The organism is Nostoc sp. 2RC, from assembly GCF_014222165.1.
Classification (GTDB): domain Bacteria; phylum Cyanobacteriota; class Cyanobacteriia; order Cyanobacteriales; family Nostocaceae; genus Nostoc; species Nostoc linckia.
Genome location: NZ_JACKZU010000232.1, coordinates 1 through 12,569 on the forward strand (window position 1 = coordinate 1; position 12,569 = coordinate 12,569).

Annotated in this window: 11 protein-coding genes; 4 read left to right on the plus strand and 7 right to left on the minus strand. The window is 42.2% G+C overall.

The window, feature by feature from the left end; all coding sequences use genetic code 11:
* Nucleotides 1-738, plus strand: a 738-nt coding sequence (locus tag GNE10_RS22835; protein WP_185567118.1) for a CDP-diacylglycerol diphosphatase, incomplete at its 5' end; no start/stop codon positions are given.
* Between the two features lie 92 nt (nucleotides 739-830).
* Here GNE10_RS22835 and GNE10_RS22840 read toward each other — a convergent pair.
* Nucleotides 831-1,556 carry a phosphorylase gene (locus GNE10_RS22840; RefSeq protein WP_185567119.1) on the minus strand — a complete coding sequence of 242 codons (726 nt, stop codon included), beginning with the start codon at nucleotides 1,554-1,556 and terminating at the stop codon, nucleotides 831-833.
* Entirely contained in the window at nucleotides 1,549-2,403 is an 855-nt protein-coding gene (locus GNE10_RS22845) for a ferritin-like domain-containing protein (protein ID WP_185567120.1), read from the minus strand. Before GNE10_RS22845 ends, GNE10_RS22840 begins: the two co-directional genes overlap by 8 nt.
* A gap of 349 nt (nucleotides 2,404-2,752) precedes the next feature.
* Between GNE10_RS22845 and GNE10_RS22850 the strand changes: the two genes are divergently transcribed.
* From GNE10_RS22850 to hpnH, 3 genes are all read left to right on the plus strand, one after another.
* A complete protein-coding gene (locus tag GNE10_RS22850) occupies nucleotides 2,753-5,455 on the plus strand; it encodes an efflux RND transporter permease subunit (RefSeq protein ID WP_185567121.1) in 2,703 nt (900 codons plus the stop codon).
* A 101-nt stretch (nucleotides 5,456-5,556) separates the two neighbouring features.
* A complete protein-coding gene (gene hpnA / locus GNE10_RS22855; protein WP_185567127.1) occupies nucleotides 5,557-6,567 on the plus strand; it encodes a hopanoid-associated sugar epimerase in 1,011 nt (336 codons plus the stop codon).
* A 63-nt stretch (nucleotides 6,568-6,630) separates the two neighbouring features.
* Nucleotides 6,631-7,650 carry an adenosyl-hopene transferase HpnH gene (hpnH, locus tag GNE10_RS22860; RefSeq protein ID WP_185567122.1) on the plus strand — a complete coding sequence of 340 codons (1,020 nt, stop codon included), beginning with the start codon at nucleotides 6,631-6,633 and terminating at the stop codon, nucleotides 7,648-7,650.
* 519 nt (nucleotides 7,651-8,169) lie between these two features.
* Here hpnH and GNE10_RS22865 read toward each other — a convergent pair.
* From GNE10_RS22865 to GNE10_RS22885, 5 genes are all read right to left on the minus strand, one after another.
* Nucleotides 8,170-8,592 (minus strand): type II toxin-antitoxin system VapC family toxin, encoded by a 423-nt coding sequence (locus GNE10_RS22865; protein WP_185567123.1) that lies wholly within the window; start codon nucleotides 8,590-8,592, stop codon nucleotides 8,170-8,172.
* Between the two features lie 27 nt (nucleotides 8,593-8,619).
* Entirely contained in the window at nucleotides 8,620-8,994 is a 375-nt protein-coding gene (locus GNE10_RS22870; protein WP_185567124.1) for a hypothetical protein, read from the minus strand.
* 195 nt (nucleotides 8,995-9,189) lie between these two features.
* A complete protein-coding gene (locus tag GNE10_RS22875; RefSeq protein WP_260447010.1) occupies nucleotides 9,190-10,320 on the minus strand; it encodes a 2-aminoethylphosphonate aminotransferase in 1,131 nt (376 codons plus the stop codon).
* Nucleotides 10,321-10,330: 10 nt separating this feature from the next.
* The gene (gene aepY, locus GNE10_RS22880; protein ID WP_185567125.1) at nucleotides 10,331-11,539 is read right to left on the minus strand and encodes a phosphonopyruvate decarboxylase; all 1,209 of its coding nucleotides are present in this window, start codon (nucleotides 11,537-11,539) and stop codon (nucleotides 10,331-10,333) included.
* A 314-nt stretch (nucleotides 11,540-11,853) separates the two neighbouring features.
* Entirely contained in the window at nucleotides 11,854-12,231 is a 378-nt protein-coding gene (locus GNE10_RS22885) for a hypothetical protein (protein WP_185567126.1), read from the minus strand.
* Nucleotides 12,232-12,569: the final 338 nt, after the last annotated feature.

Sequence of the window (12,569 nt, forward strand, 5' to 3'; positions counted from 1 at the left end):
ATATTGTTAGTTTCTGTCAATGAACTGAGCTTTATTAATATTTTCAGGTCACAAACATTAGCTCAAAGTGATAGAGATTTTCTTTGGCAAAAAGTTCAGCAATGTGTCGCCAATCAGCAGGGTCAGCCTCCCAAACCAGACCCATGTCTGTATGTCGATCTCAACAAAAGGTATGTTGTGGCAAATGGCACTAACCCAGTTGAATACTTATTACTGCCAACTGATAAAATTGAAGGTATAGAAGACCCTAATATATCGCGGTCAAACTCAATACCTTATTGGCAGTATGCGTGGGAAGAAGTCCGAAAATATGTACCTACAAAAAAACCGCAGGTACAATATCGAAATCAATATGGATTAGCAATTAATTCACAACAAGCTCGGAATCAAGATCAATTACACATTCATATGTCTTGTATTAAGCAAAGCGTGAGTATGCAGCTTGAGACAGATGACAATCAAATTCCCAATGGGAATTTTAACAACTTTATTCTGACACTTGAAAATAATCAATATAATATCATGAAGTTAGATAATGATTCACTAACTAATAATAACAACCCTTTCTACCTTGTAAATAGATCCTTAGCCTCCTCACAAAAGATGGCTGACCAAAGTATTGCTGTAGTGGGAAGAAGAAGGGGGGGATATTATATTGTCAATACTGAAAGTGACGCTACCAAAGGGTACAAAGCTGCTGCTGAAAAGTTACTGGACGAAGATTGTAGCACTCAATAATAGCGGTTGCAGTATCATCCTGATTCTGCAAAAAATGTTGACTCTAAGGGGAAAGGGGAGAGGTTTCAAATACATCTTTTACCCCTTACCCCTTAACCTTTTGTGTCCTCAACTATGCTTTGATTGCTATAGCTAGAAAAGAACTGATTTGTAACTTTTTCTAAGACTTTTAATGCTGTTAACGAACCTCGAATGAGGCGAGTAGCAGCTATGGGTTGGCGAATCATTGCCATAGCTAAAGGCAAAGGACGCAGCGAACCATCAGAATCGATCGCTCCTGTAAGGTCTGGGATATCATGTTGACAATCGTCGCTGACGACTCGCAACATTGCCACTGCTACCCCAGCTGCATTGAGAAACTCTAGGGCAATAAATCCTTCCATATCAACAACATCAACTGCCAAAGTCTCACCCAGATGCCGTTTTTCAGCCGCAGAGGAAATCACGCGATCGCTTGTCAAGGCGTTGACTGGAGAGTGGGGAGTAGGAAGTGCTGAGTGTAACTCTGCTGTAAAAGAGCGATCGCATTGTTGTTGTTTTCCTTGATAAAGGCAATTTTGATACAACACAATATCACCAACACCGTAGCGATCGCTCAAGCTGCCACATAAACCCAAAATCAGTACCCTGGATTTGGCAGCTAGAAATTGTCCATTTTTTGACGATTGTTGCAGGTATTGAAGTAGTGGCTTCATCCCAACAGGTATGGGTAATATTGCTGGTATGGAGTCAGTAGTACCGCGTAATCCACGACACACGGCTTGATATTCTGCTCCTTGGGGCACAAGAATTGTGTCGTGGGGTAAAAAATTAAGCACTAGCGCTCTCGATATTCTGGAGTTTGCGTTTGGGTGTTAACTCAAGGATGCCCAAGGCGAGATTGGCTAGTCTGGGCAATAACTGGGGTTGCAGTAATCGGGCATCGTACTTGCTCATCCGTCGCTGATTTTCTGCTAAGCAAATCTCTAAAAATTTTTTCAGTGTCAAGTCTTTGGTAAAGATGTTAGTGCCGGTGGCGGCAAAACCAGTTTTGCTGGCATCATCATTGCCAAAGACGGCAATCAAATTGCTGAGTGCCTTGCCGTAGTGCCAGAGAGTTTTGATACTCCGCAACGGAATAAATCCCTGGCCGCGTTGAATTTGTGTATAGGTAAACCAGTTGACAAAAAAGACAATATGCCTAGTCTCTTCATCTATGATGGGATCGAAAATCGTGAAGATTGACTCTGGGAAGACATTAGCTTCGCGGGCGATGGCAAATAGTCCGTAGGCAAAAAAAGTATCTAAACATTCTTCAAAGCCAAAGCGGGTAAATATTGGCTCAATATTTTGGGGAACTTCAATAGGGGGACGCTCTGGTATTTCGATGCCGTAGCGATCGATTAATGTCTTCAACAAACGAGCGTGGCGTAATTCTTCTTGACCTTGGAGAGCGATTGTAGCTTGTAAAACGGGATCGCTTAGCGTTTGTGCGTAACCACTAACTATGGCTCCGGCTTGCCGTTCTGTATCCAGAGCTTTCTCCCAAAAGGGAATACTACGTAGGAAATTCAAAGCTGCATCGTCCAAATCTGGCCAGGGAAGATACTCAGGCTCATATTCCCTGTAGCTTTCGGTAAAGCTGCGACAGAATAATTCCTTATGCTCGACAGAACCAAGTTTCATTGTTGTTGTTACAGTTGGATTCTATGTTAGAAATTTTGTCATAATTTGAGGGGCGATCGGGGACTTCAAGTACAAAAATATTCTATAGAAGACTGTTGAATGTTAACGGTTCACAGTCAACGACCACTTGTCGATACGATGTAATTATTTGATGACAAGCTCTTGAAATTTGGCTGTAAAATACAATAATGCTACTGAGATTCAAAATAGAAATCAAAGTTAGCAAGCAACAATGTCGCACTTCCAGGTTGAAGCAAGAAGAAAATGTGAGCAATTGTTAACATTTTTGGATCGGCGATTGCTGTAGCATGGCTAAATAATTGTGTCACCCACATGACAATTTTCCAAGATGGTAAAGCTTTCTAGCTCAAAATCCGCACGAGAATTCTTTAATATCTCTAAATTAGCGATTAAATTTTCGTGGCTGACCGTGAGTTTTTGGATTGCCGTCACGGTAGCTGGTATTCTTGCTTTCAGTTCTCTCAAGTATGCATTGTTTCCAGATATTACCTTCCCAGTGGTAGTTGTGAATGCTACAGCGCCGCTGACCGCAGCGGTGGATACAGAAACCAAGCTCACTAAACCCATAGAAGAACGCCTGCGTCCCTTGGAAGGATTGGAGAATATCCGCTCATCCACGTACCCCGGTCAAACAGCCGTTGCTCTGTCTTTTGCTGTTGGTACGAATCTAGAAACATCAACCAAAGAAGTTGAAACTGCCCTCAAGCAGGTGACTCTACCCCAGGGAGCGACTTCTAAAATTATTCCCTTGAACTTGAATGAATCAGCAGCCATTAGCTATGCCATTGAGAGTCCGACACGGAACCTCAGCGATTTGACTAAGTTGGCGAAAGATGAGATTGTCAGTGCGATCGCTAAACTCCCAGGAGTCCTGAGAGTTTCATTGCTAGGAGATGCAACTGCAACTCCTTTCGATCCATCGAAGCTCAGTGCAACGACTCTGACTCAACAAGGTTCTACGTTAGTCCGGTTCAATGGCCAAGATGCACTTGCATTTCAGGTAATCAAGCGCGGTGATGCTAACACCTTAGAAGTGGTGAGTTTAGTTGAAAAAGAAGTCCAAAGGCTGCGCTCTACACTCAAAGATGTCAAACTCACCTTGGCCGCAACTCAAGCAAAATATATCCGCCAAGCCACCCAATCCACAATCGATGCTTTAATGGAAGCCGTCGTGTTGTCAATTGTGGTAATTTTTCCTTTTTTATGGAACTGGCGGGCAACTCTCATCTCTGCCTTGGCGATTCCCACATCTTTGTTGGCAACGTTTATCGTCATGGCGATTTTTGGCTTCAACCTAGAAACCATTACCTTGCTGGCTTTGGCCTTGGTTATCGGCAGTGTGATTGATGATGCAATCATTGATGTGGAAAATATTATGCGGCACATCGATGAAGGAGAAACTCCTCGCCAAGCGGCATTTTCAGCTACAGATGAAATTGGCTTAACAGTCATCGCCACCACTGCCACAGCAGTAGCAGTTTTCTTACCCATTGGTTTAATGGGTGGAGTCATCGGGCAATTCTTCAAGCCATTTGGGATCACAGTTTCAGCAGCCATGATTGCTTCCACATTGGTAGCTCGTACACTCTCACCAGCCTTGGCTACCTACTGGCTAAAACCTGCCAACCCAAATTCCCGACGACGCCAACAAGCAAACATCTGGGGGAATTTTACCCAATTTTACAGAAACTTACTCAACTGGTCTTTAAGACATCGTAAAACAGTCATCGCCTTAGCCATCCTCAGCTTTGTTGCAGGGATGGCACTGAGTTTACTAATTCCCAAAGGATTTATTCCTAAATTAGATCGCGGCGAATTTAATATCACCTACACCGCACCCTTGCCCAAAATCCCCTCAGGGGACACGGAGACACAAAGACGCGGGGACACGGAGAGTTCTTTCCCCGCGTCCCCGCGTCTCCCTGTCACCGCGTCATTCCCCATCCCCAATCCCTTGACCGATTCTCTAGAGGTTGCCAAAAAACTTGAAGATGTGGTGAGAAAGTCTCCAGCAGTGGAAACAGTATTTACCACCGTTGGTTCCCGTGAAGGTGAGCCAAATAAAGGTAATCTTTATGTGAAACTCAAGGAAGACCGCAACATCAAAACTGCGGAAGTACAAGACCAATTACGTTCATCTTTGCCTAATCTTCCTGGTGTAACTACCAGTGTGGAAGATATCCAATTTGTTGATACTGGTGGACAAAAACCCCTACAGGTATCACTGCGAGGCGATAACCTGCAAGCCCTCAACAAAGCAGCCCAGGCAATTAAAGAACGCATCGAAAAATTACCTGGATTTGCTGATGTAACGGTATCAAGTGAAACAAATTCCCAAGGTACGGTTTTTCAAATTGAGCGGCTGAACAATCAAAGAGTAGCCTACATCAGTGCGAATTTGGGCAAAGATTTGTCTTTAGGTAAGGCTACAGACCAAATAGTAGCAGAAGCCAAAGCAGTGTTACCTGCTGATGTAACTTTAGACTTGGGAGGAGATTCTGCCCGCCAAAGTGAAGTGTTTGCTAGTTTTGGCAGTACTTTGGTATTATCAGCACTCTGCATTGTTGTGGTACTGATTTTGCTTTTTAAAAGCTGGATAGACCCATTAGTAATTGGTGTTTCTTTGCCCTTGTCAATTGTCGGCGCGATGCTGTCGTTACTATTTACTAAAAGTGACTTTGGCATGATCTCGCTGATTGGCTTTGTGTTTTTGTTAGGTCTAGCAAACAAAAATGCCATCTTACTGGTAGATTACATCAATCAACTCCGCCAATCTGGTGTAGACCGCACAGAAGCAATCCTCAAGGCAGGGCCAGTACGCCTGAGACCAATTATGATGACCACTGCTTCTACGCTTTTAGGGATGCTACCCATCGCCTTGGGTCTTGGTGCTGGTTCCGAATTGCGATCGCCAATGGCCGTAGCCATCGCCGGTGGACTGATCACATCAACGATCCTCAGCTTGATTGTTGTCCCGGTGGTTTACACGATTTTGGATGATTGGTTTCCCCGCAAGAAATTTAAGATTTGAGATTTTTGAACGGCGGTGACTTCTGTATCCAAAATTCCAAACAGGGGAATTTCAAATTGATAAATCCAAAATCCAAAACTTGTACTGAGCCGAGTCGAAGTATCCAAAATCCAAAATCCAAAAGGGTTTTTGTCACGGGGGGTACTGGTTTTATTGGTGCCCACTTGGTACGATTGCTGCTACAAGAAGGATACACGGTGAAAGCACTGGTACGACCTAGCAGCAATCTGCAAAATCTACGCGGTTTGGAGGTGGAAATCGTCAAAGGGGATTTGAACGATGTCAATCTCTGGCAACAAATGAGCGATTGTCAATACCTGTTTCATGTGGCAGCCCATTATTCTCTGTGGCAAGCAGACCAAGAGTTACTCCAGCGTCACAACGTCCTGGGTACACGCAATCTGCTAGCAGCAGCCCAAAAAGCAGGAATTGAACGCACCGTTTATACCAGTTCCGTGGCGGCCATTGGGGTGGGGTCATGTGGTGAAGTCGTTGATGAAACACATCAAAGTCCCTTAGAAAAGTTGGTGGGTAACTACAAAAAGTCTAAATATCTGGCCGAACAAGAAGCTATACAAGCTGCTGCTAAAGGTCAAGAGGTAGTTATAGTCAATCCCAGCAGCCCTATTGGGTCATTGGATATCAAACCTACCCCCACAGGTGATATAATACTGCGGTTTTTGCGGAAACAAATGCCTTTTTATTTGGATACTGGTTTGAATTTTATCGATGTGCGGGATGTGGCATGGGGGCATTTACTGGCCTTACACAAAGGTAAATCAGGCGATCGCTATATCTTGGGTCATCAAAACCTCAGCCTCAAGCAACTACTCGAACAACTAGCCCAAATTACAGGTTTGAGGGCACCCCAAGGAAGTCTACCAGCTTGGCTACCCTTGAGTGTTGCTTGGATTGATGAAAAAATTCTTACACGGCTGGGGAAATTACCTTCAGTGCCTATAGATGGGGTTCGCATGGCCAAACAACCAATGTATTACAATGCCGCTAAGGCAGTACGAGAGTTGGGTTTACCCCAATCCCCCATTAATGGGGCACTTGAAGATGCTGTGAATTGGTTTGTGGCTCAAGGTTACGTAAATGAGCGCAAATAGGGGTGCAATGCTTTGTGCTTCCACAGTGGTGTTTCTATATCTTAAAGAGGAGCGATCGGAATAATGGCAGTTAACCTACAACAAGCTATAGATATCGGCAAGTATCTCGTGACTCAACGTCTGTTGGGACGCAAACGCTTTCCTTTAGTCTTAATGTTAGAACCTCTTTTTCGGTGTAATCTAGCGTGTACCGGTTGTGGTAAAATCCAACATCCAAAGGAAATATTAAAGCAAAACCTGACTCCACAACAGTGTTTTGCCGCAGTGGAAGAGTGTGGGGCACCGGTTGTTTCAATTCCTGGGGGAGAACCTCTGCTACATCCGCAAATTGATGAGATTGTGCAGGGATTAGTCGATCGCAAAAAGTACATTTACTTGTGTACCAATGGTTTATTGTTGGAAAAAAGCCTAGATAAATTTCAACCCTCACCTTATCTGACTTTCAGCGTGCATCTAGATGGGATGCGGGAATTGCACGATCGCTGCGTCGATCGCAAAGGTGTTTTTGATATTGCCGTCCAAGCCATTCGCGCCGCTAAAGCTAAAGGTTTTCGCGTCACCACTAATACAACTATCTTTGAGGGAACTGACCCCAAAGATATGCAAGAGTTCTTTGATTTTCTCGAAACACTCAATACCGACGGGATGATGATTTCTCCCGGCTATAGTTACGAATGGGCACCAGATCAAGACCATTTCCTCCAAAGAGAACAAACACGCGCCCTTTTCCGAGAAATTCTCGCTCCATACAAAACCGGTGCAAAAAACTGGAACTTCAATCACAATCCCTTATTCCTAGATTTTCTCATCGGTGAGAAGGACTACGAATGCACGCCTTGGGGTAGCCCAAGTTATAGCGTTCTCGGTTGGCAAAAACCCTGCTATTTGCTCAACGAAGGTTATTACTCTAGTTTCCAAGAATTATTAGCAAAAACTGACTGGAGTCAATACGGCCAGAAGAGTGGTAATCCCAAGTGTGCCGATTGCATGGTTCACTGTGGCTACGAACCCACCGCCGCGATGGATGCAATGCAACCCCAAAATATGGCGCGTGCCCTCACTAGTGTGTTTGGTAGGAATTAAAAGAGAATTCAGAATTCAGAATTCAGAAGTCAGAATGCAATTTCTAGTATGGGCACGACACAAGTATATTTAATGAAATGAAAGATTATGCTTGGTGTGCCCCTACAATTCTTAGTCAATCTGAGGATTTATAAGAATGAGAGTCATTAAGGTAGTTCATAGCGAGCAAGAGGAAGTTCTTGAACATGAAAAGCAACGATTTATAATCCAGAACTATGACGCTAAAGTTTTATATAAAAATAAATTAATATAATGAACGGTTTTTTCATGTGGAATTTGGGAAATGATTAACCCTGTTTTGTCGAACAATATCCATCTTTTCAACTTACAGATGTGTACTCAGTAATTGGCTATTACCTCCGGCGCAAAAGTTAAGTTGATGCTTATCTAAAAATTCGACAAGAACGTGCTGCCTAAGTTCGTCAAAAAAATTAGCGTCGCCTCAATCCAATTGGGATACGCTCACGCCTAATGGCAATACTTACACACCAAGGGCTTCTGTAATTTTCTCATGAGAAGTTAATTAATTGACCAATCCACAATTTTTAAATTAGGAACTTTCTCATAATCTTTAAGGTTACGTGTCACAACTGTTCCATTTAAGGAAAGTACAATGGCTGCAATTCTTAAATCTTGTGTACCAACGCGAATTTTTTGCTTTAGTAATTCATTATAGATATCAAATGCAGCTTCATTAAAATCAAGAATATTAGCTTGACACAAGCGATTAAATGTTTCTCTTAATAAAGCGTAAGCTGTAACCAATTCTTGTTTTGATTTTGCTCGTTTAATTACATCTAAACGACCGTACATTTGCTCAACAATAGTTATTACTGTTACTGCAATTTCATCTGGATTTACAGCAGCTATTTTACTAACAACAAGTGGATGGCCTCGTTGTAGTAGTGAAACATGGTCAGTATCAAGTACCCATAGTGTCATTTTACTTATATGAAAGCAAATATTCTTTTACTCTTGCAAAAAATCATCTTCTGTAGATTTGTCTAGTTCATGTCGATAGTTTTCAATAGCTTTGAGCATTTGCTCAAACTGTGGGTCGTCTTTAAAAATTCCAGCCATTGCTAACCAGGGGTTTTTCTGTTCATTAGATGGTAATTTTACAGGTAAAGAAACAATTTCTGCACCAGCTAAATGAGTTTCTAAACGTTGCTGAAGTTGGGCTAATGCAGCATGGCGATCGCTTGCTTCAACTTGTAATTCAGGGAAACCTGGAACGATGGCAACCGTTCTCCCATCAGCTCGTTGCTTGACAATAACATTTACTAAAACTTCGTTATTGTTTTGGCTTCTATTTTGTGATGTTGCAGATGAAAAGGAATTCATAATGATTTTATCGTCTGATTACTTTTAATTATAAACAAAATCGGCAGTGAGATTGCTTTGATATTGTTTGTAGAATTAGCTCTGTACAAACTTTGAAAAATTCTTGCCTCTGTTTATCTGGGCATTGAAGCCAGCTATAAGTTCATATAGCAATCCTAAATGAATAGTGAAAATATTGCTTTCACTTTATTAATGTCATTTTGAAATAATTTGTTTAACAACAGCAACAAATCGTTCCATATCAGCCTGAGTAATAGCTCCCATTGTCGATACTCGAAAGATAGATTGGGCTAAATTTCCCTGTCCGGAATAAATTACATAATTTTGTGCTTTTAGTTGGTCGTGAAATTCTTCATAACTGAAGTTATCTGGTAAATAATAAGCATTCAAAACCACAGATGAACTTCCTTCAGGAAGTAAAGGTTTAATTCCCATTGACACTAACCCGTCTCTCACTAAGTTTGCAAGTTGGCTGTAATGGCTGTGTCTAGCACGCCATCCTCCGGCTTCTGCCATTTCTTGCAAAGCTTCTGCTAAAGCATAAAATGTCTGTACTGATTGAGTAAAAGGTGTACCGCCTTTATCTTGCTGTTGGCAATAGGTTGCTAAATCTAAATATAAAGTGCGGGGGATTATGTCAGCTGAGGGCAGTGCATCCCGGCGCACAATGACAAAAGATGTTCCAGGGACACCATGCAGACATTTATTGGCTGTTGCAGCACAAGCGGTGATTCCCCAAGCCTCAAAATTCAATTCCTCAGCACCAAAGCTGCTGACTGCATCTACTAATATTTGAATGCGGCGTTGCTGACAAATTGCAGCTACTTCCACCAAATTATTGAGGCGACCAGTAGTAGTTTCGTGATGGACGACAGCGAGGTGTGTGATATCGGCGTTTTCATCCAAGAGTTTAATTAAACGTTTGATATCTATTTCCGCATCCCAAGCATGGGAAAGCGTAATGTAATTAATGTCGTGAATTTTGGCAATTTTGGATATTCTTTCACCATACACGCCATTTTCAATTACCAGCAATTTCCCATTTCTTGGTACTAAACTGCTGACCATAGCTTCCATCGCTGCTGTACCAGAACCGGTGAGTAAAACTGCTGCCCAGCCGCCTGCAAGATCGTAAACTTGAAGTAGCTGTTCTCGGATTCTACTTTGCAACTGGGAAAACTCCACCTCCCGATGACACAAATCAGGACTTAACAGCGCATTTCTCACGCGATCGCTCAAATTAACAGGGCCAGGATTTAGTAAAATCATATTGTCATTGGGCATTGGGCATTGGGTATTGGGCATTGGGCATGGGGCATGGGGCATTGGGCATTGGTTATTCTCCGCGTCCCCGCGTCCCCGTATCCCCCGCATCTCCCTCACTCCCCACTCCCTCAATATATTTCACAAAGCGTTGCAAAACTGCTTCCGGTGTAAGGTTGGGTCGAGGTAACTTCTCTAAAGTTCCGGGACGGATTTTGAGATGGGCAAATTTCGGTGTAGTTTTGGTATCTGCGGTAAATAAAACATCTAAAAGCGCGGGGTCGTCTCCGCTTAATGTAACGCCATAACCGCAGGCTTCGGCAATTTTGGCAAAAGATATATCAGAAGAGACGGTGGCTTGTGCGCCTGTGGAATCGTGGACTTCGTTATCTAAGAGAATATGAATTAAATTAGCACCGCCATAAGTGCCGATGGTCGCAAAATTACCCATTCGCATTAATGCTGCACCATCACCATCAATCACTACAACCTTCAGGTCTTTCTGCGCTAACGAAAGCCCCAATCCCAATGAAGAAGCGCATCCCATTGACCCGACCATATAAAGATGATTGGCACTGTCTTTACTGGCGAACAATTCCCGCCCTGTATATCCTGTAGTTGCAATTATGACAGTATTTTCAGGGTCAATCAGTTCCACAATTCGAGCTAAAGCTTGGTTGCGGGAAATCCGTTGTTCTTGGTTACCGCGAAAAAAGCTTTGCTGAATATGAGGGTTACTGTTATCTTCGCGTTTGGGGATAGAAGAACGGGTGAGTGCGTGGGGTGCAATTGTTCCCTTACGCATAATTAGGGCATAAGGACGGCGCTCTTGTTGCATGTAAGCTGTGGCTCTTTGCAAGACTGGTTCTATTTGTGCTGCATCTGTGGGAAAAAATTCCCAAGGTACAGTCATAGTTTCCAATAATTTATCTGTGATTTGCCCCATTAATTCATGTTGGGGTTCATCTTGCAAATTGACATCGCCTCTGAGGGTACAAATAACTAATATTGGAATCCGAAAAATATAATTCAAGGAAGTCAACGGGTTAACTGCATTCCCCAAACCAGAATTTTGCATCATCACCACTGCATATTTACCAGCAATTGTAGCTCCCGATGCGATCGCCACAGCATCTCCCTCATTAGCTGCGGAAATATAAGTTAGTTGAGGATCGTTAATGACGTAGTTAATAAAGGGCGTCAGAAAAGAACAAGGTACGCCAGTATACCAATCAAAACCAAAACTACGAGCAGCTTCTATGAATTCCTGTGCTTCAATCATAAATAATTGTCGGCTGACAGTCAAAAATTAACTATAATCATTTATTTTTGCAAGTTAGATAAAAGCGATCGCTCATCTGTTAGACTGAGTGAGCGATCGCCATTCCTAATACATTATCTAAATTTACGCCTGATGTGAATTGGAAAATCTCATTTTCTCCAAGGGTTTCCAGGTTTGGAAAAAACGTAATTTTGGCTTCATCAACGAGATTAAAGTCTCAATTCACATTAGATGTAATTCAGTAAAAATTACCTGATGATGTCAGCTTTCAAGCTAAAACCATACCAGTCAATTGGTGAAGGTGTTAGCCTTCTCTAGCTGTAGAAATCTTCAATTTTCACATCTTTGGGTTCAGTTCCTACAATTTTCCTAACACCAATTGAAGATTCCTTGGGCGTTTTGTATATATATCGGATACCATCTAGCTTTCCTTCTTTGCGAAGCCTATCCCAGTCAGCGTAGTTAACTTTGATAGTCACAGTTTGACCGCAGGCGTTGTAGTACATATCATTAGTAATTACACCTCCCGACCAGCCGTAGAAAGCAGCCTGATCTTCATAAAAAACTGGGATGGTAGTAGCTGAACCAGTATTTAGCGTTTTCAAGCAGTCATTAGCAGCAAGCGCTGGCCTCTGACCTAGTGATAGGCTTAAGCCGAGCATGATTAACAAGGCAATTATCATTTTTTTCATTTTACAGATCCTCTTTAGTGAGATTTAAGTTTTCAGGAAAGCTAGTATGAGTATTAGTATTTACTATTACAATTGCATTTCAATATAACAGTAAAAATACTACTAACTCACATAAACATACTCTTACTTTTCTGATGGAAACACAAGGACAGTTAAGACAGTTAAGACAGTTAAGTAAATACTTAATAAAATTTTTATATTGCTATGTCCAACAAATCGCTGATAACGTTTTAGTTCAAAACCTCAACGTTCTAGTGGTCTATCGCATTAGTTACAAGGGGTAAATAAGTTTGTAGTTAGGACTTTAGTCCTTGATTTTTCAGCACTAAAGTGCTTAC

Bases quoted from the DNA above. Each gene is read 5' to 3' on its own strand.
- GNE10_RS22845 (WP_185567120.1), bottom strand. From the start codon at position 2,403: ATGAAACTTGGTTCTGTCGAGCATAAGGAATTATTCTGTCGCAGCTTT.
- GNE10_RS22850 (WP_185567121.1), top strand. From the start codon at position 2,753: ATGGTAAAGCTTTCTAGCTCAAAATCCGCACGAGAATTCTTTAATATC.
- hpnH (WP_185567122.1), top strand. From the start codon at position 6,631: ATGGCAGTTAACCTACAACAAGCTATAGATATCGGCAAGTATCTCGTG.
- GNE10_RS22865 (WP_185567123.1), bottom strand. From the start codon at position 8,592: ATGACACTATGGGTACTTGATACTGACCATGTTTCACTACTACAACGA.
- GNE10_RS22870 (WP_185567124.1), bottom strand. From the start codon at position 8,994: ATGAATTCCTTTTCATCTGCAACATCACAAAATAGAAGCCAAAACAAT.
- GNE10_RS22875 (WP_260447010.1), bottom strand. From the start codon at position 10,320: ATGCCCCATGCCCCATGCCCAATGCCCAATACCCAATGCCCAATGCCC.
- aepY (WP_185567125.1), bottom strand. From the start codon at position 11,539: ATGATTGAAGCACAGGAATTCATAGAAGCTGCTCGTAGTTTTGGTTTT.
- GNE10_RS22885 (WP_185567126.1), bottom strand. From the start codon at position 12,231: ATGAAAAAAATGATAATTGCCTTGTTAATCATGCTCGGCTTAAGCCTA.